The sequence below is a fragment of the Methylobacterium phyllosphaerae genome (assembly GCF_001936175.1).
GTDB lineage: Bacteria > Pseudomonadota > Alphaproteobacteria > Rhizobiales > Beijerinckiaceae > Methylobacterium > Methylobacterium fujisawaense.
This window is the reverse complement of sequence record NZ_CP015367.1, coordinates 480,728-503,466: the sequence shown is the minus strand read 5'-3', so window position 1 is coordinate 503,466 and position 22,739 is coordinate 480,728. Positions and strand designations below refer to the sequence as shown.

13 protein-coding genes are annotated in these 22,739 nt (G+C 71.5%); 7 read left to right on the top strand and 6 right to left on the bottom strand.

Annotated elements, in window-relative coordinates:
* Window positions 1-239: 239 nt before the first annotated feature.
* Both MCBMB27_RS02375 and MCBMB27_RS02370 read left to right on the top strand, forming a co-directional pair.
* The gene (locus MCBMB27_RS02375) at window positions 240-7,682 is read left to right on the top strand and encodes a type I polyketide synthase (protein WP_170861887.1); all 7,443 of its coding nucleotides are present in this window, start codon (window positions 240-242) and stop codon (window positions 7,680-7,682) included.
* Window positions 7,679-9,046, top strand: coding sequence for an aminotransferase class I/II-fold pyridoxal phosphate-dependent enzyme (locus tag MCBMB27_RS02370; RefSeq protein WP_043351049.1), 1,368 nt, complete (start codon window positions 7,679-7,681; stop codon window positions 9,044-9,046). Before MCBMB27_RS02375 ends, MCBMB27_RS02370 begins: the two co-directional genes overlap by 4 nt.
* A gap of 189 nt (window positions 9,047-9,235) precedes the next feature.
* On the opposite strand, the gene MCBMB27_RS02365 is transcribed toward MCBMB27_RS02370, so the two are convergent.
* The 3 genes from MCBMB27_RS02365 to MCBMB27_RS02355 form a co-directional block, all read right to left on the bottom strand.
* The gene (locus tag MCBMB27_RS02365; RefSeq protein ID WP_083683321.1) at window positions 9,236-10,420 is read right to left on the bottom strand and encodes a polysaccharide biosynthesis/export family protein; all 1,185 of its coding nucleotides are present in this window, start codon (window positions 10,418-10,420) and stop codon (window positions 9,236-9,238) included.
* A gap of 193 nt (window positions 10,421-10,613) precedes the next feature.
* On the bottom strand, window positions 10,614-12,104 hold the full coding sequence (locus MCBMB27_RS02360; RefSeq protein ID WP_075379777.1) for an LTA synthase family protein: 1,491 nt from the start codon (window positions 12,102-12,104) through the stop codon (window positions 10,614-10,616).
* A 218-nt stretch (window positions 12,105-12,322) separates the two neighbouring features.
* Window positions 12,323-13,825, bottom strand: a complete 1,503-nt coding sequence (locus tag MCBMB27_RS02355; RefSeq protein ID WP_075381850.1) for a capsular polysaccharide export protein, LipB/KpsS family — start codon at window positions 13,823-13,825, stop codon at window positions 12,323-12,325.
* Window positions 13,826-14,160: 335 nt separating this feature from the next.
* On the opposite strand from MCBMB27_RS02355, the gene MCBMB27_RS02350 reads away from it, so the two are divergent.
* The 4 genes from MCBMB27_RS02350 to MCBMB27_RS02335 all read left to right on the top strand — a co-directional run bounded on the left by MCBMB27_RS02350 (window position 14,161) and on the right by MCBMB27_RS02335 (window position 17,678).
* Window positions 14,161-15,468, top strand: coding sequence for a capsule biosynthesis protein (locus MCBMB27_RS02350; protein ID WP_043348864.1), 1,308 nt, complete (start codon window positions 14,161-14,163; stop codon window positions 15,466-15,468).
* Window positions 15,469-15,577: 109 nt separating this feature from the next.
* Window positions 15,578-16,345 carry an SDR family NAD(P)-dependent oxidoreductase gene (locus tag MCBMB27_RS02345; RefSeq protein WP_043348866.1) on the top strand — a complete coding sequence of 256 codons (768 nt, stop codon included), beginning with the start codon at window positions 15,578-15,580 and terminating at the stop codon, window positions 16,343-16,345.
* Window positions 16,345-17,205 (top strand): formyl transferase, encoded by an 861-nt coding sequence (locus tag MCBMB27_RS02340; protein WP_075379776.1) that lies wholly within the window; start codon window positions 16,345-16,347, stop codon window positions 17,203-17,205. The genes MCBMB27_RS02345 and MCBMB27_RS02340 overlap by 1 nt, the downstream gene beginning before the upstream one ends.
* Window positions 17,206-17,267: 62 nt before the next feature.
* A complete protein-coding gene (locus MCBMB27_RS02335; protein ID WP_043348870.1) occupies window positions 17,268-17,678 on the top strand; it encodes a flagellar basal body rod protein FlgC in 411 nt (136 codons plus the stop codon).
* On the opposite strand, the gene MCBMB27_RS02330 is transcribed toward MCBMB27_RS02335, so the two are convergent.
* From MCBMB27_RS02330 to MCBMB27_RS02320, 3 genes are all read right to left on the bottom strand, one after another.
* On the bottom strand, window positions 17,662-19,050 hold the full coding sequence (locus MCBMB27_RS02330; protein WP_418287723.1) for an amino acid permease: 1,389 nt from the start codon (window positions 19,048-19,050) through the stop codon (window positions 17,662-17,664). The two genes, MCBMB27_RS02335 and MCBMB27_RS02330, sit on opposite strands and share 17 nt — an antisense overlap.
* 132 nt (window positions 19,051-19,182) lie before the next feature.
* The gene (locus MCBMB27_RS02325; protein WP_075379774.1) at window positions 19,183-19,857 is read right to left on the bottom strand and encodes a hypothetical protein; all 675 of its coding nucleotides are present in this window, start codon (window positions 19,855-19,857) and stop codon (window positions 19,183-19,185) included.
* Window positions 19,850-21,850: a hypothetical protein gene (locus MCBMB27_RS02320; RefSeq protein WP_075379773.1), complete on the bottom strand. Its 2,001-nt coding sequence runs from the start codon at window positions 21,848-21,850 to the stop codon at window positions 19,850-19,852. Before MCBMB27_RS02320 ends, MCBMB27_RS02325 begins: the two co-directional genes overlap by 8 nt.
* A gap of 479 nt (window positions 21,851-22,329) precedes the next feature.
* Between MCBMB27_RS02320 and rpsO the strand changes: the two genes are divergently transcribed.
* A complete protein-coding gene (gene rpsO, locus MCBMB27_RS02315; RefSeq protein ID WP_012317943.1) occupies window positions 22,330-22,599 on the top strand; it encodes a 30S ribosomal protein S15 in 270 nt (89 codons plus the stop codon).
* The last annotated feature ends 140 nt before the right edge of the window (window positions 22,600-22,739 follow it).

Sequence of the window (22,739 nt, the reverse complement as noted above, 5' to 3'; positions counted from 1 at the left end):
TCGTGGTCGAGTTCGCGTCTCGACAGGCGGTCCAGCGGTTCAATCTTGGCGTTTTGGGCGCAGGGATTGGATAAGCCGCTGATGAATACATGTCACAGCCTCTGGCAATTTCGCCGCAGAGGGATGACCTCGCGTTGGGGCTGGTTGGACACCGCAATGGTGCCACAGTAAGGGGTGAGAGGGTACTCACTCGTCGAGAGCCGAGCCGACTTCCGATAACGAGCGTGTGCGAACCGAACGTGACACAACGTACAGACATTGCGATCGTCGGACGCGCATGCCGACTGCCCGGAGCCCCCAGCGTCGACGGGCTGTGGTCACTCCTGTCCGAGGGGCGCTGCGCCGTCAGCAAGGTGCCGGCCGACCGGTTCTCCCTGGAGCGGTTCGCGCACCCGCGCGCCCATGAGCGCGGCAAGAGCTACACCTGGGCCGCCGGTGTCATCGACGACGTGTGGTCGTTCGACCCTGCGGTGTTCGGCATCTCGCCCCGCGAGGCGGAGCAGATGGATCCGCAGCAGCGGATGCTGCTGGAACTGACCTGGGAGGCTCTGGAGGATGCGGGCCTGCGCCCGTCCAGCGTGGCCGGCAGCAATATCGGCGTGTTCGTCGGCGCCTCGTCGCTCGATTACGGCAACCTGCGCATCCTCGACGCGCCGTCGGGCGACGCCTATGCGGCCACCGGCAACACGCTCTCGATCATCTCGAACCGCATCTCCTACATCTTCGACCTGAAGGGCCCGAGCTTCACGGTCGACACGGCCTGCTCGTCCTCCCTCGTCGCCTTCGACAACGCCGTCCAGGCGATCCGGTCGGGCCGGGTGGACACCGCCGTCGTCGCGGGCGTCAACGTGCTGGCGAGCCCGTTCAACTTCATCTGCTTCTCCACCGCGCAGATGCTCTCGCGCACCGGCCTGTGCCAGGCGTTCTCGAAGAACGCCGACGGCTACGTGCGCTCGGAGGGCGGCGTGGTGTTCGTGTTGCAATCGGCCGAGGCCGCGCGGCGCAACGGCGCCACGGTCCGCGCCGTGGTGGCGGCCTCGGGCATCAATTCCGACGGGCGCACCACCGGCATCTCGCTGCCCTCGGGCTACGCCCAGGGCGCCCTCTTGGAGAAGGTCTACCGCGAGGCCGAGATCGGTCTCGACGACCTCGCCTTCATGGAGGCGCACGGCACCGGCACGCCGGTGGGCGATCCGATCGAGGCCTCGGCCATCGGCTCGAAGCTCGGCCGCGGCCGGCAGGCGCCGCTGCCGATCGGCTCGATCAAGACCAATATCGGCCACACCGAGCCTGTCTCGGGCCTTGCCGGCCTGATGAAGGCGACGCTGGCGCTGGAGCACGACCTCGTGCCGCCGTCGCTGCATGCGGCTGAGCTGAATCCCGAGATCCCCTTCGACGACCTCAACCTGCACGTGGTGCGGAAGGCCCTGCCGATCACCCGCGGCGCGCGCGAGCGTTTCGCGGGCGTGAACTCCTTCGGGTTCGGCGGCACCAACGCCCATGTCGTCATCACCGACGCCCCGGCCTGGTCCAGGGCCGCCGAGTCGGCCCCGGCGCCGGAAGCCCAGGTGCTGCTGCTCTCGGCCCAGAGCCGGGCCGCACTGAACGAGTTGGCCCTCGATTACGCCGAGCGCCTGGAGGCCGAGCCCGCCCAGGTTCCGACCATCGCGGCCGCCGTCGCCCACCGCCGCGAGCGCATGTCGGCCCGCCTCGCCATCGCCCTCGACGGCAAGGCCGACGTGGTTGCCGCCCTGCGCGCCGTCGGCGAGGGCGAGGACACGCAGGACGCCTTCACCGGCACCGCCGTCGACCGCGTCGCCGAGGTGGCCTTCGTCTATTCCGGCAACGGCAGCCAGTGGGCCGGCATGGGCCGCGAGGCCTACGAGGAGAACCCCGCCTTCCGCGCCGCCTTCGACCGGATCGACACCCTGTTCCAGGGCTACTCCGACTGGTCGCTCAAGGACGCCCTCTACGCCGACGACCTGGACGAGCGCCTCGTGCTCACCAGCGTCTCGCAGCCGCTGATCTTCGCCATCGAGAGCGCCTCCACGGCCGCCCTCAAGGCCAAGGGTCTGATCCCGTCCTATGTCCTCGGCCACAGCGTGGGCGAGATCGCGGCCGCCGAGGCCGCCGGCATCCTGAGCCTGGAGGACGCGGTCCGGGTCATCTACTACCGCAGCCACCATCAGGAGACGACGCACGGCCAGGGCACCATGGCGGTGCTGCTGATGCCGTCCGAGGAGGTCGAGGCCTTCCTGAAGGACTACCCGTCCCTCGACATCGCCGCCTACAACAGCCCGAAGGCCGTCACGGTCGCCGGGCCGGTGGCCGATATCGACGCCGCCCTCAAGGCGCTGTCGCGCAAGCGCCGCCGCGGCCGCAAGCTCGACCTCGCCTACGCCTTCCATGGCCGGCTGATGGACCCGACCGAGAAGCCGCTCCTGCGCGATCTCGCCGGGCTGAAGGCCAAGGCCGGCACCACCGCGATGGTCTCCACCGTCACCGGCAGCGTGCTGGACGGCAGCCATTTCGGCGCCGGCTACTGGTGGCGCAACATCCGCGAGCCGGTGCGCTTCTGCGAAGCCGTGCAGGACGCGACCCGCCGCGGCGCCCGCGTCTTCGTCGAAGTCGGCCCGCGCGCGACCCTCATGTCCCATGTCGGCGACGCGGTCGAGCCGCTGGGCATCGAGACCGCCACGGTCGGCGTGATGCACCGCAAGGCCTCCGGTGGCGATCCGATCGCCAAGGCGGTCAGCGCCGCGCTGGTCCAGGGCGCGCAGGTCGACGAGACCCTGCTGTTCGGCGACGCGCCCAAGGGCGATGTCCGCCTGCCGACCTATCCGTGGCAGCGCCGGCCGTTCCGTCTCGCCGACACCACCGAAGGCGTCGGCGCGATGAGCCCTCGCCCCTACCATCCGCTGATCGGGTCGCGCACGACCTTCGACGGACTGGAATGGAACGGTTTCGTCGATCCGGTCACCGTGCCGGAGCTGGAGGACCACAAGGTCGACGGCCAGGTGATCATGCCCGGCGCCGGCTTCGTCGAGATGGCGCTGGCCTGCGTTCGCGAGGCCCTGCGCGACGACGAGGTCGTGCTGGCTGATTTCGAGATCGTGGCGCCGATGGTGTTCGCCGAGGAGGCCCTGCGCGAGGTCGCGGTGCGCCTCTCGGGCTCCGGCAACGGCATCCAGGTGCTGAGCCGTCCGCGCCTGACGCAGACGCCCTGGCAGCTCCACGCCCAGGCGAAGATCGTCGAGGGCACCTTCTCGTCGCCGAAGGCCCCCGATCTGAACGGCTTCAGCTTCGAGACCGCCGGCGAGCACGTGCTCACCGGCGACGCGCTCTACGCCAAGGCCCTCGCCTCGGGTCTGGCCTTCGGCCCGAGCTTCCAGCAGGTGGCGATGAGCGCCCGGCTGGACGACGCCACCATCGTGTCCGACCTGCTGCCGGCCGAGCCCGACAGCCGCTACGCCCTGGTGCCGAACCGGCTCGATGCCTGTTTTCACGGGTTGATCCTGCTCTTCGCCGATCTCCTCGGCGAGAATGGCGGCAAGGCCTACATCCCGGTCCGCTTCGGAGAGGTACGACTGCTGCGCCCCGGCGCGGTGATCGCCCGTTCGATCATCCGGACACGCCGCTGCAACGAGCGTTCGATCCTGGCGGATTTCACCCTCCTCGATGCCGAGGGGGCGGTGGTCGCCACGATCCGCGAGGGCCGATTCCAGGCCCTGCGCGCCAAGAGCGGCGGTGACCTCGCGGCCTTCGCGATCTCACAGGTGCCGGAACTCGCCACCGAGCCGACCGCGATTCCCATGGAACGCCGTCCGAGCGTGGCCGCGCGGCTGCGCCCGCTGGCCGCCGAGGCGAAGGGGCCGGCCGACGCCGCCCTGTCTCCGGGGCACCTCCTGCTGGAAGGCTGGGCGACCTCGCTCGCCTACCGCCTCGCCTCCGGTCTGGCCCAGGGTGCGACCGTCTCTGTCACCGACAGCCGCGTGCCCGAGGCCTTGCGCCCCTGGCTGCTGAACGCCCTCTACGCCCTGGAAAGCAGCGGCCTCGCCGAGCGTGCGGGCCAGAACTGGACGCTGGGCGACGGCTCCGCGTTGCCGGCGCCCGACGAGATCATGCGCTGGATCGCCGGTGACCATCCGGATCTCTCGGCCGAACTGGTGCTGATCGCCGATGTCGGCGCCCTGGTCGACCGGCTGCTCGCCGGGAAGCTGACCGACGCGCCCGCCCTGCCGCAGGGGGCGATCGACGCCTTCGTGCTGCGCTCGGCCACCGCGCGCCACGGCGCCGACGTGGTCGCCAGCCTGATCGAACGGAGCCGAGCCCAGCTCCCGAAGGAGCGGGCGCTGCGGGTCCTCCAGGTCGGCTTCGGCCCGCTCTCGGCGCAAACCGCGACCTTCGCGGCCGCCGCCGAGGCCCGGCTCACCGTCTTCGAGACCGATCGCCGGCTCGCCGAGCGCGCCCGCCTGTCCCTGGGACGCGCCGCCGCCGTGGTCGAGACCGCCGAGGAGCTCGCTCCCGGCAGCTTCGACCTGATCCTGGCAGCCGGCAGCCTCCACCGGGGCGACCGGTCCCTTCCGGGCCAGCTCGCCGGAGCGCTCGCCACCGGCGGCCTGCTGGTGGCGGTCGAGCCGGGAGCGTCCCTGTTCCGCGACCTCGTGTTCGGTCTCACGGCCGGCTGGTTCGAGGAGGCCGTGGGCGGCATGCCTGTGGGCCGGCTCGAGGACATCGAGGGCTGGCAGCGCACGCTGAGCGCCCACGGCCTCGTCAAGGTGGAGGTCGAGCGGGCGGCCTCCGCCAACGGCGATGACCTCCTGCTGACGGCCGAGGCGCCGGTGCGTCCGGGCCCGGCTCCGGCACAGAGCTTCGCCTTCATCATCGGCTCCGACGACGAGTTCGCGGCCGAGACCGCCTCGTCCCTGGCGACGCTGCTGGTCGCGGGCGGCGTGCATGTCTCGATCATCCTCGACTCCGAGACCTCCCTGATGGAGCTGGAGAAGGAGACCCCCGACACGGTGGTGTTCCTGGCCGGCGCCTTCACCCGAGGCGGCGAGGCGGCCGAGCGGCTGCGCGACCGCTGCCTCAGCCTGAAGCGCTGCACGGAGCATCTCGGCGCCCGCCAGACCCGGCTGTGGGTCGTGGCGCCGGGGGCCACCCGCGACCGCGGCGGCCAGACCACCAACATCGAGGCCGGCGTGTGGGCCTTCTCCCGCACCCTCGCCAACGAGGCCCCGAACCTCGACGTCCGCCGCATCGACCTCTCCCCCGAGATGTCGTCGAAGCGCGCCTCGGAGCGTCTGCGCGACCTGATCCTCTCCGGCACGCCGGAGACCGAGATCGTGCTGGACGACGAGCGGACCCAGGTCGTGCGCTTCCATGCCGGCCGGCCGCAGCACCGGGATCCGGCCGATACCGTCCCGGCCGAGGCCGCGCGGCTGGAGCGCAGCAACACCGGCGGCCTCAGCGAGATGGTCTGGGGTCCGGCCGAGCGCCGCGCCCCCGGCAAGGGCGAGATGGAGATCGCGGTCGAGGCCACCGGCCTCAACTTCCGCGACGTGCTCTGGGCGCTCTCGATGCTCCCCGAGGAAATCCTGGAGGACGGCTTCGCCGGCCCGCGCCTCGGCCTCGAATGCGCCGGCCGCGTCACGGCCGTCGGCCCGGGCGTGAAGGGCTTCAAGGTCGGCGATCCGGTCGTCGCCTTCGCCCAGTCGGGCTTCGCCACGCATATCGTGGTGCCCGACCTCGTCGTCGCGCCGATGCCGCAGGGCCTCGACCCGATGGCGGCCGCCACCGTGCCGGTGGCCTTCCTCACCGCCTATTACGGCCTCGTTTCCTGCGCCCGGATGCGGCGCGGCGAGTGGGTGCTGGTCCACGGCGGCGCGGGTGGCGTCGGCCTCGCGGCCCTGCAGATCGCCAAGCTGAAGGGTGCGCGGGTCATCGCCACCGCCGGCTCCCGCGAGAAGCGGGCCCTCGTGAAGGCGCTGGGCGCCGAGCATGTGCTCGATTCCCGCTCGCTCGCCTTCGTGGACGAGGTCCGGGCGATCACCGGCGACGGCGTCGACATCGTGCTGAACAGCCTGTTCGGCGAGGCGATGGAGCGTTCGCTCAACGCGCTGCGGCCCTTCGGCCGCTTCGTCGAGCTGGGCAAGCGCGACTACGTCGCCAACACCCATATCGGCCTGCGCCCGTTCCGGCGGAACCTCAGCTACTTCGGCGTCGACCTCGATCAGGTGATCCAGCACCAGGGCGACGACGGCGCGCGGATGTTCCGCGAGGTGATGGCGCTGTTCAACGACGGTGGCCTGAAGCCCCTGCCGTACCAGCCCTTCACGGCGGCCGAGACCTCGGACGCGTTCCGGCTGATGCAGCAGTCGGGTCACATCGGGAAGATCGTGATCAGCCCGCCCAAGGCCGGCACGATCATGAAGGATACGGCGAAGCCGTTCACGGTCTCGGAGACGGGCGTCCACCTGCTGACCGGCGGCCTCGGCGGCTTCGGCCTCGAGGCGGCGCGGTGGCTGATCGACCGGGGTGCCAAGCACCTCGTGCTGGCCGGCCGCAAGGGGGCGGCCACCGATGAGGCCAAGGCGATCGTCGCCGAGCTGTCGGCCCAGGGTGTGACCGTCGAGGCGAAGGCCGTCGACATCACCAGCCGCGCCTCGGTGGACCGTCTGCTCGCCGAGATCGAGCAGAAGGGCAAGAAGCTCGCGGGCGTGCTCCACGCCGCGGCGGTGCTCCAGGACGGCCTGATCTCCAACATCGACGCGGCTGCGCTCGACGCGGTGATCGGCCCGAAGGTGATCGGCGCCCAGCACCTGGACGCCGCGACCCGTGACCGGAGCCTCGACTACTTCGTCCTGTTCTCCTCGGCGACGACCTTCATCGGCAATCCCGGTCAGGGCTCCTACGTGGCCGCCAACGGCTTCATGGAGGGCTTGGCGCGCCAGCGCCGCCGCCGCGGTCTGCCCGCCCTGGCGGTGGCCTGGGGGGCCATCGGTGATGTCGGCATGCTCGCCCGCAACAGGGCGGTCATGGAAGGTCTGGCCGGTCGCGTCGGCGTCACGCCGATGGAGGCCCGCCGCTGCCTCGACCTGATGGCCGAGGCGCTGGAATGCCAGGGGACGTCCCCCGACGAGGCGGTGATCGCCATCGCGGCGATGCATTGGGGCAAGGCGCGCGAGCGGCTCGCCACCATGCGCTCGCCGAGCTACGCGGAACTCGGGTCGGACCAGCAGGTCGAGGCCGGCGGCGTCCAGGCGATCAACATCGGGGCGCTCCTCAAGGGGGGCGACCTCGACGCGGTCCGCAAGACCGTGTCGGATGCGATCGTCGAGGACATCGCCCGGATCCTGCGCCTGCCGAAGGACGACATCAGCCGCGTCCGCCAGCTTTCGGAGATCGGCCTCGACTCGCTGATGGGCGTCGAACTCGGCGCCAGCCTGCAGGAGCGCTTCGCCCTCGACGCGCCGCCCGCGGGCCTGTCCTCGGGCATGACCGTCACCGAACTGTCGGAGTCCTTAATTCAGGCGGTTTCCGCGCCCATGGATGAGACCGCCGGCGTCGCGATGAGCCTCGTGGCGAAGCATGTCGGCGGTGAGGTGGATGCGCAGATGATCGCGCCTCTCAAGGAACTCATCGAGCAGACGTCCAGCGGGATCAAAGAGACCAACTCATGACCGACACGGCACGGCCGGACGGCGGGCGGGCGGCGCTCGCCGGCTTCGTGACCAACCGGCTCGGGCGCGCCACGCCGCGCCCGGCCCCCGTCAAAGCGGCCTCGCCGGCCGGGAAGTCGGCGGCGCAGAACTTCGAGAACCTGCCGGGCTACCGGGAGCTGAAGCTTCAGCGGCAGGCGGCGGAGCTGATCGGCCTGGGCAACCCGTTCTTCCGCGTCCACGACGCCAAGGCCGGAGCAACCACCCGGATCGACCAGAAGGCCTTCACCAACTTCTCGTCGTATGACTATCTCGGCCTGAACGGCCATCCGCGGGTGAGCAACGCCGCCCGCGAGGCGATCGATGCCTACGGCACCTCCTCGTCGGCGAGCCGTGTCGTGGCGGGGGAGCGGCCGGGCCATATCAGCCTCGAACAGGCTTTGGCCAAGCACTATCAGTCCGAGGGCTGCGTCGTGATGGTGAGCGGGCACGCCACCAACGTCACGACGATCGGCGCCCTGCTGGAATCCGGCGACGTCATCTTCCACGACGCCCTCTCCCACAACAGCATCGTCACGGGCGCGCAACTCTCGGGGGCGCAGCGACGCTCCTTCGCGCATAACGACCTCGATGCCCTGGAGACTCTGCTCCAGTCGACCCGCCACGAGCACCGCCGGGCGCTGATCGTGGTCGAGGGCCTCTACAGTATGGACGGCGATGCGCCGGACCTCGCCGGGCTCGTGGCCCTCAAGAAGCGCTACGACGCCTGGCTGATGGTCGACGAGGCCCATGGTCTCGGCGTCACCGGCCGCACCGGCGCGGGCCTGTTCGAACATTGCGGTGTCGACCCGAAGGAGGTCGACATCTGGATGGGCACGCTGTCGAAGACCCTGTCCACCTGCGGCGGCTACATCTGCGGGCCGATTGCCCTGATCGAGTACCTCAAGCACACGGCGGGCGGATTTGTGTACAGCGTCGGCATGTCGCCGCCGCTCGCCGCCGCTGCCGAGGTGGCCCTCGCGGTGATGCATGCCGAGCCGGAGCGGGTCGAGCGCCTGCGCCAGAACGGCACCCTGTTCCTGGCGACCGCCAAGAAGCTGGGCCTCGATACCGGCTTCAGCCTGGGCCTCGCGGTCGTGCCGATCATCGTCGGTGACTCGCTGAAAGCCGTCACCCTGTCGGACCGGCTGTTCCGCCGGGGCATCAACGTCCAGCCGATCATCCACCCGGCGGTGCCGGAGCGGGCATCGCGCCTGCGTTTCTTCCTGACCTCCGAGCACACCCCCGACCAGATCCGCGACACCGTGAACGCGGTGGCCGAGGAACTGGCGGCCATCGACAAGGGCGGCTCGCTGATCGAGCAGCTGCTGGCCAAGCGGGTCTGAGCCCGTCCGGGGCCGTGGGCCCCGGATCCACGACGAGCGTTATGACGGGAAACGGGGCGCGGATGACATCCGCGCCCCGTTTCGCTTTGAACCCAGGGTGTCCGCAGGCTCGATAAGGAAGGGCCGGGATCCGGGATCGCGCGCACAGGCGGCGCCGCGATCCCGATCGTCCCCTATGCGGGCCGCTCCCTACTTGGCGTAGGAGTAGGCCAAGGCGGCGGAGGAGACTGGTCCGGTGACGCCGCTGAAGGCGGTGAGCACCTTCTGGACCTCGGTGAACGGCGCGTTCGACACGTAGATCAGATCGCGGTTGCGCATGCGGAACGCCTGGGAGACGAACAGGCTGTTGGGATCGCGCATGTCGATCCGGTAGACCACCGGCACCAGCGGCGTGCCGAGCAGCCGCGAGCTGGGGCTGAGGCGCCGCACGACGCTGGCCGGCTCGAACCGGAAGATGAACGTCCCGGCCGGGTCGGCGGCGAAGTCCGACAGGCCGCGCGCCTTCGCCAGCGCCTGGGCCAGGGTGATGCCGTCGGCCTGGAACGGCAGCTCGGTGCTGTTGCCCAGCGCGCCCACCGCGATGAAGGTCTGCGGGTCGCGCACCAGGGTGAGCACGTCGTTGGGCCGCAGGTAGATGTTCTCCTTGGGGTTCGACACCACCGTGGTCAGCGGCACGGTCGCGGTCACCGGGCCGCGCGAGAGCCGCACGAAGGTCTCGTTGACCGGCGCGCGGTTGCCGCCGGCGGCGGCGATGACGTCGAGGATGCGGTCGCCGTGGCCCGAGAGCGGCAGGCGGGCGCCGGCGGCGCCCTCGCCGGTGACGGTCACCGCCTGGCTGATCGGCCGGGTGACCGAGACCAGCACCTGCGGCTGGATGGCCTTGCCGGCGAGTTCGTTCTCGATGAGCGCCTGGACGTCCTGGGTGCGGCGGCCGGCGACCTTGATGCGGCCGGCATAGGGCACCGAGATGGCGCCGTCGCGCCCGACGGGCTGCTCGGGGATGAGGGCGGACTTGGAGCCCGCCGAGAAGCGGTCGGCCACCAGCGGCCCGGAGAACAGGCCGCCCGACCCGGCTTCCCAGATCGAGACCGAGACCATGTCGCCGACGCCGATCACCGGCTCCGAGGAGGGACGGTGGTCGCCGAAGGAGGCGAGCAGGCTGTCCAGCGGCCGGCCGCGCAGGGCCTCGACCACCGAGGGCGTGACGTCGATGATCTCGTAGCGGGCGAGCAGGCCGCCGTCGGCGGTGGCCACCTCCGCCCCCGCCTGGATCGCGCTCGCCGTCGGACCCGCCGCAGGCAGGTAGGTGCAACCCCCTGCAGATCCCGCCGCCAGAGCGGCCATCAGGGCGGTGCGCGCCGTCTTACGCAGCATCACAGAGACTTCTCCTCGCCGACCCCGCGCCATCGCTGGCCCGGGCCGGGACATCCAGTTTGACCGCCAAACGCTGCGATCGCTTTAACGGCCGCGCCGAACCGGCGGCCGCCTCGCGGACGGTCGCGCTATCCGTGGGCAATGCGTCACCAGCGTGGCACAGCCACGCTTATGGCGCGCAAGCTTAACCTTATCATGTCCCGGCAGCCATGTCCGCCGGTGCGCTCGCGAGAATCCCCCGCAGCGCCCGCCCGAGCTCGTCGGCGGCGATGTCGACCTGAGCCGGAGCGCCCTGCGGTTGGCCGAAGCGGAACAGGGCGTAGTCGGTGGTCCGGCCTCCAAAGCCCGGCTTGCAACTCGGCAGCGACGGTGCGTGGTCACCAAACACGCAGAGCGTGATGGTCTGGTGGCGCTCGCGGGCGATGACGTCGAGGCCCGCCACGATGTCCTCCACCATCTGTCCGGTATTGGCGACGTGGTGGAGATACTGGGCCTGCGGGTCGTCGATGTCCGGCAGCCGCCCCGGCTTCCAGGGGCCGTGGTTCTCCATGGTCACGCAGAACAGGAACAGCGGCGTCTGCCGGGCCCGGACCTCCGCGAGGAGGCGGTCGCCGAGGGCGATGTCTCCGACATAGGGGCCGACTCGCGGCGTGTCCGTGAAGGCTTCGCCCATCACGAGGTCGGCGAAGCCGAAGGCCTCCATCACCCGTGCCCGGCGGAAGAAGTCCCTGTGGAACGGGTGCAGGAACAACGTGCCGTAGCCCCGTCCGCGGGCGAGCCTGGCGAGGCTCGTCGGCTCGTCCCCGCTCCGGGACGTGTAGGGGTCGTACCGGCCGAAGCCGAGGCTGTCGGAGGGCCGGCCGGTGAGCACCGCGTGCTCGCTGCGCATCGTGTAGGCACCGTGCGCCGGGACCCGAAGGCGCCCGTACTGGGCGGCCCGGGTGCGGAACAGGTCCATCACCGGCAGCTTCGCGCCGCCCAGCCGCTCCGGATCGACGAAGGATTCCAGCTGGATCACCACCACGACGTCGTCGCCCGGCCCGTGCGGCAGCGCCGGCGCCTCGGGCACGGGCTCACCGCCCGCCATCGCCCGGGCGGTGTAGCCCAGAAGGCTCGCCGGCAGGCCGACCCGGGTCACGTCCGACTCCAGGTCGGGCTGGGGGAACCACCGGGCGATCAGCCCTGCGAGCGGCGGGCGCGGCGCGGCCTTGACCAGCAGCCAGAGCGCGAGCGGCAGGCCGAGCAGGGCCAGGACGCGCGGCAGCGTGGCGGCGGGCAGCACGCTCGGCTCGGTCCGGTACCACAACACGGTCACCGCCAGGGTGAGCAGGACCGGACCCGCGATGCGCGGATCCCACAGGGGCGGGATGTAGTAGAGCTGCGGATGCCGCGGCACCTGGGGCAGCAGGGCGAAATCGCTGAACAGCAGCGGCTCGCCGATCACCGAACGCTTGGCGCGGCTGACGACGATGAGGATCGCCACCGTGATCACGCAGGTCAGCCCGGCGAGCCAGGGGCGCCAGGAGAATGCGAACCAGAACAGCAGGATCAGCAGGTAGCCGAGCAGCCGAAGGCCGAGATCCCGCGGCGCGAGGCTCGCCCGGCTGAGCGAGTCGCCCGCCAAAACCTCCAGGGCGAGGCAGACGGCGAGCGCGAGACCGGTGGCGATGAGGAACGTCGTCAAGACTCGGACACTCGGCGTGGGGCGGGCCTGCTCTCCGCCGGAATCCGGTCCGGCGGGAAACAGCGCGCGGGAGCAAGGAGTTGCGAGCCGTTCCTGATCCGGAATGATCGGGACCGGCCCCGGGGCTGGCTGCTGAGGTCTGACTCTAGCAGCGCGCGCTATCGCTTTGGTGTCACATCAGAGTCTCGTGAAACCGGATTCCGCGCGACGGCCCCGGTCTAGCGCGGGCCGCCTCCGGCCTCGCGGCCGACGCCGCGCCGGAGGCGCAGGGCCCGGACCACGGGATTGAGGAGGCCGTAGCGCGCGCGCATCACCAAATGGGCCGTCCGGCCGAGGGAGAGGGCGTTGCGCGGCGCCGCCGCCCGGGCCGCGCTCAAGCGGTCGAGGAGTTGCTCCGGGCTGCACGGCTTCATCGCCACGGGGTCGAGGTAGCGCGAATAGAGGATCATGGCGCCCGCCACCAACTCGTCGAGGCTCAGCCGGCGGCCGCGATCGGCGCCCGGCGCGAGATCCTCCGACAGGCCCCAGCCCGAGTAGAACGGCCGGCCGTGCGTCGCCACGCTGAGTCCGCGGATCAGGGCCTCGAATCCGGCCAATGACGTCATGGTCTCGACGTGATGCACCCGGTCGAGGAGGTCGACGATGCTGATGCCCGCGACGATCCGGTCGGCCAGGGTCAGGGCCTCCGCCTCCGGGATGATGCCGGGACGGAACCCGGCCTCCACGTCGGGATGCGGTTTGTAGAGCAGGAACGCGTCCGGATTCCGCCGCCGCGCCGCCTCCAGCAAGGCCCGGTTCGAGCGGACCAGCGGCGAACCGTGACGCACCGAGGCGTCGTCCTCCACCTGTCCCGGCACCAGCACGATCCGCCGTCCGGCGGGCCAGTCGAGGGCCGCGGCGTCGAGGCCGACATTGTACTTGCTGAGCCGGCGCGCCACGACCTCCTCGCGCAGGCGCCGCGCCCGGGCGACGAGGTCCGGGGTGAAGTCGGCCTCGGCCAGCAGGCGCTGCAGGCGGCTCTCCCGGCGCGGGTCGTAGTAGATGCCGAGGTCGTCCACCACCACGGAGGCGCCGGGCTGAAGGCTGGCGCCGAGGCCCACCGAGCGCAGGAACCCGTCCTCCACCCGGGCGAGGGGCAGGCCGGCCCGCGCGCAGGCCTCCTCGAGCTGGCCCGGGGCCCGCGTCGCCCAGGCGAGGAGGCGGCCGTCATGGCGCCGCCCCGCCGCGATCGCGGCCTCGGTGGTCATGGTGTGGATCGGCCGGCCGGCGGGCCCGGCGCCGAGGACGTCCAAGGCGGGCCGCTTCCAGCGAGACATCCCGACATAGACCACCCGCCGGTCGTTCTCGGCGAAGCGCGCGGCGAGCCATGCCACCCGCTCGGCGCAGGCCGCGCGGTCGATCGGCAGCCGGGTCCAGGGGTCGAGGTAGTGGACGCCCCCCTCCCCGCCGACCGGCGCCCCGTCGAGACTGATCCGCAGGGATGCGAAGCCGGTCTCCGGCGAGTCGTACGGACTCAGGAGCGGCCCGGGGGCGGCCACGAGGCGGCGCCGGCCCGTCAGCGCCAGAATCCGCGCGGCCAAGCTTCCCGCGCCCCAGACCGCGCCGATCGCGCCCGGACGCGCCGCCCCGAAGGCGAGGCCCGTCGCGGCCTCGATTTCCGCCCGCAGGCGGCGGATCGTGCGGCCGGTCGCGTAGAGCGACGAGGTCGGGTCAGGGGGCATGGTCGGTGCGTCCGGCTCCGGTCGGGTGAGGTGCTGGGCCCGCCTGTAGCGCATTTTCGTCGGCCTGGGATGTGGTGCAAGGCGGGGACAACCTGAGCGCGCGTCGCCGTCGCCACGTCCTGGAAAGGATTTGGACATATCGTCGCCGCGATTGCCCGCCTAATCCGAAGGCTGAGCCGCAGGCGTGCGACCGTTGCAGACGGGCCACGCAGGCGCGGAAATGCCATGCCGCGGCATGGCTTCGGATTGCGGGCCCGCCGGGCGCCGTGCCACCTCAAGAGTCTCTCGTCGGTTCGGTTCATCCGGCCCTGGGTCAAGGACAGAAGCGCCGCGGAATGCAACAGCCCGCCCTCGACGTCCCTCGCGACCGCCCCGCGACCTTCCTCTTCCTGCAGGGCATCGCGACGCCGTTCTTCTCCGACCTCGGGAAGGCGCTGCGCGCACGGGGACACACTGTCCGGCGCATCAATCTCTGCCCCGGCGACTGGCTGTTCTGGAGCGGCGACGCTGACAATTACCGCGGTCGCCGCGAGGCCTGGGGCGAGTATCTCGAGGCCTATCTCGACCGCGAAACCGTGACCGACATCGTTCTGTTCGGCGATTGCCGGCCGTTCCACAAGGCCGCCCGCATGATCGCCGAGTATCGCGGCCTGCGGGTGCATGTGTTCGAGGAAGGCTATATCCGGCCGAACTGGATCACCTGCGAACTCGGCGGCGTGAACGGCTTCTCGTCCCTCCCCCGGACGGCCGCCGAGATCCGGGCTCTGGCGCGGCGCCTGCCGCAGCCCGGCCGAGCGATGCCCTCGACCGGCGACATGGCCCGCCGCAGCGTCTGGGACGTCGGTTACAACCTCGCCAACGTCCTGTTCCCGTACCTCTTCCCGCATTTCCGCAGCCACCGGCCGACCCATATCGCCGCCGAGTATGCCGGCTGGGTCAAGAAGTTCGCCCGCCGCGCCCATACCCGCCGCGAGGCGGCGCGCTGCGACGAGATCTACCGCGCGGTCGGCTGCGACTACTTCCTGCTGCCGCTCCAGCTCGACAGCGACTACCAGATCCGGGTCCACTCGCCGTTCCTCGGCGTCGAGGGCTTCATGGACCGGGTGATCAAGTCTTTCGCGGACGGCTCCTCGGCGCCGACCCGGCTCCTGGTGAAGCTGCATCCGCTCGACAGCGGCCTGATCAACTGGCGCAAGTTCGCCCGCGCTTCGGCCCGCCGCCACGGCGTCAGCGATCGGCTTGACTTCATCGACGGCGGCGACCTCCCGGCCCTGATCAAGAGCGCCCGCGGCGTGGTCATCGTCAACTCGACGGTGGGGATGCTGTCCCTGGAGATGGGCTGTCCGACCCACGCGGTCGGCACCGCGATCTACAACATGGCCGGCCTGACCCATCAGGGCGATCTCGACAGCTTCTGGAAGAGCCCGACGCCGCCGGAAATGGACTTGATGGCGGATTTCCGCCGCGTCGTCCTGCACCGGACCCAGGTCAATGGCGGCTTCTTTTCCAAGGAAGCGATTGACCGGGCCGTGGCCGGCTCGGTTCCGCGGATGGAATCGGCCCTGCCCGATTCGATGCTGGCGGCGGCGCGGGCGGTCGTCGAGGCGGCCGAGCGGGACGGCGAACTCGCGCCGGTCTACTGACCGGCCGGCCGCCGACCCGTCTTCATTCGGCGGCCTTTGATGCGGCTTTCGCCGCCGGTGAGTCTTTCGCGACCTTGATCTTTCCATGCGCGGCGGCGTAACCCGCCCCATGCCCCGCATTCTGATCACCGGCGCGTCGAGCGGCATCGGCGCCGCGCTGGCGCGCCACTACGCGCAACCCGGCGTGAGCCTCGTCCTCGTCGGACGCAACGCCGAACGCCTGGAGGCGGTCGCCCGCGACTGCCGTGCCAGCGGCGCCACCGCCGAGACCGCCCGCCTCGACACCCGCGACCGGGCCGCCACGGTGGCGCTCGTGCGGCAGTCGGACACGGAGGCGCCCCTCGACCTCGTCATCGCCAATGCGGCGGTGAACGGCGGCAATCAAGAGGGCCAGGTGGAGGCCGAGGACGTCGCCTTCGAGACCGCGGACATCAACTACACCGGCTCGCTCAACGTGATGCTGCCCGCCCTGACGCGGATGCTGGAGCGCGGGCGCGGTCAGATCGTGCTGCTGTCGTCGCTGGCGGCCTACGCGCCGCTTCAGGACGCGCCGGCCTATAGCGGCGCCAAGGCGGCGCTCGTCGCCCACGGCCTCGCCCTGCGCCAGAAGGTCGCGCCCCGGGGCGTGAAGGTCAACGTCGTCACGCCCGGCTACGTGAAGACGCCGATGGGCGGCGAGTTGAAGGGCTGGCGCCCCCTCGAGATCAGTGCCGAGGCGGCCGCCGTGCGCATCGCCAAGGGCATCGCGGCCAACCGCGACGTGATCGCCTTCCCCTTCATCCTCACGGCGCTCGCCCGCACCGTGCTGCTCCTGCCGGAGAACGTCCGCAAGGCCGGTCTCTACGCCTTCCGATTCCAGCGCCGGAAGCGGCGCTGATGGCGCGGCCCCGGATCGCGCTGTTCGTCCTGGAGGCGCTGCCGAACGCCCGCGTGGTGCGCCGGCTCGTCGCCGATTACCGGGCCGACATCGCGTTCGTGGGCCTCTCCAATGCCGAGCGGCCCTCGAGCGGCGGCCTCACCGGCCAGATCCGGCGACACCTCGCGCGCTCGGGCACTGGGATCCTGCCGTATCTGGCGGTCAATTTCGGCCTGCCGGACCTGCTGCGCCCCCTGGCGCCCCTGACCCAGGCGGCGTCCGGAAGCGGCGATGCGCCGGAGGCGACACCGCTCAAGACCCTGTGCCGCCGCATGGGCATCCCGACCGTGACGGTCGACGACGTCAACGGTCCCGAGGTCGCGCGGACCCTGCGGGACACGGCGCCGGACCTGATCCTCACCTACCATTTCGACCAGATCCTCAAGCCCGAGACGATCGGGCTGGCGCGGCTCGGCGGCATCAACGGACATCCCGGCCTGCTGCCGCGCCACCGTGGTCCGGTGCCGACGATCCACGCCCTCGCCGAGGGCCCCGGCAACTTCGGCATGACCCTGCACCGGCTGGCGGCCGCGATCGATACCGGGGCGATCCTCGCCCAGGAGGCCGTGCCGCTGCCTGCCGGCACCACCGCCACCCGGGCCGCCGTGGCGCTGCATGCCCACGGGCGCGGCATGCTGGACGGGCTGCTCGACACGATCGACCGGACCGGTAGCCTGCCCGAGGGGCGGACCGAGCCGGTGCTGCCCTACTGCCCATTCCCGGACCGCGCGATGCTGGCCTCCCTGCGCCGCCGCGGGCTGCGTCTGACGGATGGGCAGGATCTCCGCGAGGCGCTGAGCCTCTCCGCCCGGGCGTCTTAACCGCGGGTTAAGGCTGTTCGGCAAGGTTTCGGTCAGATCCTCGCCGTCGACAGGGCCCGCGCATGCCGGATTCCAGCGCCCTCCACTCGGCCTCCAGCGCGCTGGCCGCCGGCCGGCAGGTGCAGAGCGGGCGGATCCGCGCGATCTCCGAGAACCTCGCCAACGCCGATTCGGTCCCGACCACCCCCGGCGGTGCCCCCTATGCGCGCAAGATCGCGGTGTTCGCCCCCGTGGTCGCCGACGCCCCCGGAGACCCGGTCGGCCGGATCGTCCGCGACACCACCGGCTTCCGCAGCCGCTACGACCCGACCAATCCCGGTGCCGACCTCCAGGGCTATGTCCGCCTGCCGAACGTGAACATCGCGGTGGAATCGGCCGACCTGCAGCGGGTGATCCGGAACTACGAGCTCAGCCTCAACGCCTCGTCGTCGATCAAAACGCTCACGCAGGCCACGATCAACCTGATCGGCTGAACCGGGCGTGCCGCCGGCCGTAGCCGGCGTAGATCGCGAGGCCGATCGCCAGCCAGATCGCGAGGCGGATCCAGGTGTCGGCCGGAAGGGCGGCCATCAGCGTCACGCAGGACAGGATCCCGAGCCCCGCCGTGAGCGTCACCACCGGCACGCGGAACGGACGCGCCCGGTCCGGGGCGGTGCGGCGCAGGATCAGCACCGTGGCGCAGACGAGGCAGAACGCCAGGAGCGTGCCGATGCTGACGATCTCGCCGAGCACGTCGATGGGCACGAGCCCCGCGACACCAGCGGTGAACACGCCGATGACGAGCTGGCTCGTCACGGGCACCCGCGTGACCGGATGGACCCGGCAGAAGATCTCCGGGAGGAGTCCGTCCCGGGCGATGGCGAAGAAGATCCGGCTCTGTCCGTAGAGGGCGGTCAGCGCCGAGGTGGTCAGGCCGATCAGGGCGCCGACCTTGATCACGGTCGAGAACCCCGACAGGCCGATCACGTCCACCGCCTTGGCCACCGGGTCGGCAACGTTCAGATCGCGATAGGGCACGAGGCCGGTGAGGACGGCCGCCATGGCCACGTACAGGATCGTGGTGATCAGGAGCGATCCGATCAGGCCGACCGGCGCGTCGCGCTGCGGCGCCCGGCACTCGCCCGCGGCCGTCGCCACGGTCTCGAAGCCCACGAAGGCGAAGAACACCACCGCGGCGCCGCGGAACACGCCGCTCCAGCCATAGGCGCCGAAGGCGCCGGTATTCTCGGGCACGAAGGGGTGCCAGAGTTCGGGCCGGAGATGGGCGGCGCCGACGCCCACGAAGGCCAGGATGATCGCGACCTTGCAGGCGACCAGCAGCCCGTTGACCAGGGAAGCCTGCTTCGTCGCGCGCATCAGGAGCGCGCTGAGCAGCAGCACGATGCCGACGGCCGGCAGGTTGACGAGCCCGCCATCGCCGGGCGCCCTGGCCAAAGCCGGCGGCAGATGCAGACCGAACTCCGCCGCGAGCGATTGCGCGTAGCCGGACCAGCCGACCGCCACGGTCGCCGCCGCCACGGCGAATTCGAGGACGAGGTCCCAGCCGATGATCCAGGCCGGGAGGCGGCCGAGGCTGGCGCGGGTGTAGGTGTAGGTGGATCCCGCCTCCGGGATCATGGCGGCCAATTCGGCGTAGCACAGGCCGACCAAGCCGCAGGCGATGCCGCCGATCACGAAGGAGAGGCTGAGCGCGGGACCCGCATACTGCGCCGCCGCCGTTCCGGTCAGCACGAAGATGCCGGCGCCGATCGTGGCGCCGAGGCCGATGGCGACGAGGCCCGGAGCGGTGAGGCTCCGGGCGAGCTCACGCCCCTCCCCGGCATCCGCGCGCTCATTCCTGGTCATCGCGGGATCCGCCATCGCGTCCCTTCTCCCTCGCCCGGATGGTCATCTGGCACAGTCCATGCCGGGATGCCGGCCTCCCCGGAGGCGTGACCAAATCCGGTCCGGTCCAAGTCCTGTCGTTGGCGGACCAGCCTATCGCGGCACCACGCCCGCGGACCCGTCGGGCGCTCCCGGATCGCGCGCGGCAGACGGGGCGGACGCTGCGGCGTCGATCATCCGGGTGTCGGTCCGGAATGCCCGGGCCACGAGGCCGCAGAAGCGGATGAAGGCGCGGCCCTGGGGGGTGATGACGTAGCCGTCGGCCGTCTGCGCGACGTTGCCCGAGGCCTGCTGCTCGGACAGGCGCCGCTCCATCTGCCGGAAGGCGCCGAGATAGACCGTCTCGAACACCGTCCGCGCCCGCTCCGGGGTGAAGCGCTCCTCGGGATGGGCCGCCATCTGGGCGAGCAGGAATACGCTGATCGAGCGGTCGACCGTCACCGGCAGGATCACGAAGGCGCTTAGGTTGAGGGCCAGCGACAGGACGCAGGCGCCGAGGGCGTCCCGGCGGCGCAGCCCCCAGGCCCGGCCGAGGCCGGCCAGCGCCGCCGTCGCCGCCAGGGTCAGCAGGAAGGCCACGCCCAGCAGGATCAGGCCGCGGTAGAACAGGATGGTCACGCCGGACCAGAGATCCGTCTGGAACAGCAGCACGAAGCAGCCGAGGCCGAGGGCGACGGCGCCGGCCTGCAGCAGCGCCTGGGCGCAGAGCCAGCGCACGACCTGTCCGGCGCGCCGGCCTGCGGGGGGCCTGGAGCCGGCGTCAGTCATGAAGATCCTCGACCCGCAGGATCCGGACGAGCGGATCGGCATAGACCGCACGGTGCCGCCAGACCCAGGAATCCTGGCTGCTCCAGGGGGCATCCTGCGCGGTGACGACCAGGGCGCCGATCCCGGCCGTTTCGGCCCGGCGGCGCACCTCGCGACCGTCCAGGCGGTCGCGGAAGATCGGCGCGACATCGGCGAGCCGGGACGCCACGGCCTCGGGCGGGGCGCCGAACAGCCGCGCCTCTGCGTCGGCCACTCCCGTCGGCTGGAGCCCGTAGAGGCCGAAATCGAACACCCGCCGCGGCACGGGCGATTGCTGCAGCACCAGATCCCGGGGCAGGTGCAGGCCGGCCCAGGCATAGGCCGCGCGCAGCGCCCGGTCGATGTCGGGACGGCCGGCCAAGCGGGCGAAGGCGGGCCGGTCGGAGGCGGAATAGGCGCGCAACCCGACGAAGCCGTAGAGGGTCGTCGCGTATCCGAGGATCAACAGCGTGGCGAGCAGGCCGGGGAACCGGAGTCGCCGCGCCTCGACCAGGCGGCTCAGGGCCACGACGGTCCAGACGAGGGCCGCGACCTGCGCCAGCAGGACCACGCGGGCGCCGAGGTCGTTGTTGAGGATCGCCGAGCGGAGGAAGCCGCCGAGGAGCAGGCTGGCCGCTGCGCAGAGGGTGAGCAACCGTCCCGCCTCCCGGGCATGCGCTTCACGGCGCGGGACGAGCCGCCAGAACAGCAGCGTCCCGGCGGCGAAGACGCCCAGCGCCACGTAGTAGTTCAGCGGCAGCAGGACGATCCGGAGCGCGCTCAGGGCCGGCTCGTCGACGAGCCCGTCGAGGGGCCCGAATCGCCGGATCGCGAATCGGATCGGCGAGCCACCATCGGTCCGGTTCGCCAGGATGCTCAGCAGGCAGGGCGCGGCCAGCGCGGCGCTGAGCAGGCCGGCGACCGCCAACCGGGCCGCGGCGCGCCAGCGGCGCTCCAGGCCCAGCAGCACCAGCCAGATCCCCGCGGCGATCGCCGTGCCGAGACAGACCCAGACCGACAGGCCCGCGCAGGCCGCGAAGGCCAGGCCCGCGACACCGATCGCCACGGCTTCCGTATGCCGACTCGGCTGCGTGCGGTCGGCCACCTCGGCCAGCGCCAGGAGGCCGAGCCATCCGGCCAGGGCGCCGGCCACGTGGTGCGGCACCCAGACCAGGGAGGCGGGCCAGTTGAGGACCTGCTCGTTCACCCATTCCGGAACCGGTAGCCAGGTCCCGGACGCGGCCCGATCGGCGAGGACCAGCAGGATGTCGAGGCCGCCCGCCGGCAGCAACAACAGCACCGCGCGGCGGACGAGCCGGGGCGCGGCGTCTCCCAGGAGGCCGGTCGCGGCCAGGAGCCGGTCCAGCAGGCCGAGGAGCGCGAGACCGGTCCAGAAGGCCAGCCCCGCGAAGGCGGTGCGCCCGTCGACGAGGCGCCCTCCGACCCCGTCGACCAGCGCGGTGAGGGTATAGAACTCATAGTAGTAGCCCGCCCGATCGGGCCGGGCGAAGAAGGGATCCACGGGCGGAAGCCCATGCGCGACGATCGCCCGCGTGAGGGCCGCGTGCTTGACGAGGTCGATGACCGTCACGGGCTGATAGAGGGCGGTGCCGGTGTCGATGTCGATCAGCGCATAGGCCACGACGCCGAGCCAGAGTGCGGCGAGCGCCAGGACCGCCCGGTTGAGGGACGTCCGCAGGCTTCGCAGGGCCGGAAGCAGCGCGGCGAGTCCCAACGCGCCATTCGCCAATGCCGCAGCCGGGACGCCCGCTGCCTGGATCACCAGACTGTCGAGGGCGGGCAGGAGCCCGATCCCGAGGAGCGCCCCGCACAGCAGGCGGTCGCCGGCCGCGAGCGCACGGAAGCCGAGGATGCCGGTCAGCCTGCCCAGGGCGTAGCCCGGCAGGAGGACGAGGGGGATGCCGAGCAGCGTCGCCACCACGACGCCGCACGCATCCGAGAGGGTGCCGTTCATCGCCGGGCCGCGTTTCGTGCTCCGGCTCGGCTACCATGCACGCGTTAACCGTTCCCTTGGAAAATCCGGGGCCCCTAGTGCGGCGGCTTCGCGCCCTGTCCTTGCGCAGGATCGGGGCCGTTTCCACGAGCGTTCCGCCTGTCCGGGCCAGGGGCCGCGGGGGCGTCGCGAGCCCGACGCCCGTTCCCGGACGGGTGCTGCGCCAGGGGGCCGCGGGTTGGCACGACCCGCCCCGGCCCGGCGGGGCCGGCACGCGGGTCGCCGCGAGAACGGTCCAGTCGCGACCGCTTCGCCCAGGGCTGGCATAATTGGCGATTTCGTGTATGGATCGCGCGGCCTCGACCCGGGTTACCGGGCGGGGCTTGAGCCGCTTGGCGCTGTGACCGTGCTGGACGACATCCCGGCACCGGCCGAACGCCGAGCCCGCGCGCGCCCGAACGGGGCGCCGCATCCGACCAGCACAACCCGAAAGGCATGCGATGTCGATCACGGCAGAGCGCAAGACCGCGCTCATCAAGGAACACCGCAAGGACGCCAAGGACACCGGGTCCCCCGAGGTCCAGGTGGCGATCCTCACCGAGCGGATCACCAACCTGACCGGCCACTTCAAGACCCACGGCAAGGACAACCATTCCCGCCGCGGCCTCCTGAAGCTGGTCTCGCAGCGCCGCTCGCTGCTCGACTACGTCAAGCGCAAGGACGAGGCCCGCTACCGCGCCCTCATCGAGCGTCTCGGCATCCGCCGCTAAGGCGCGTTTCGCGCGGTTCCGGGCCCGGCCCGGGGCCGCGTTTCACCATCGCGGGCTGCCGGAATGGGTCCGGCCTCCCGACAAACGGGCCGCTTCGAGGCGCCGGCATCGGGGCAGGATCGCACGACACTTCAGCGGGA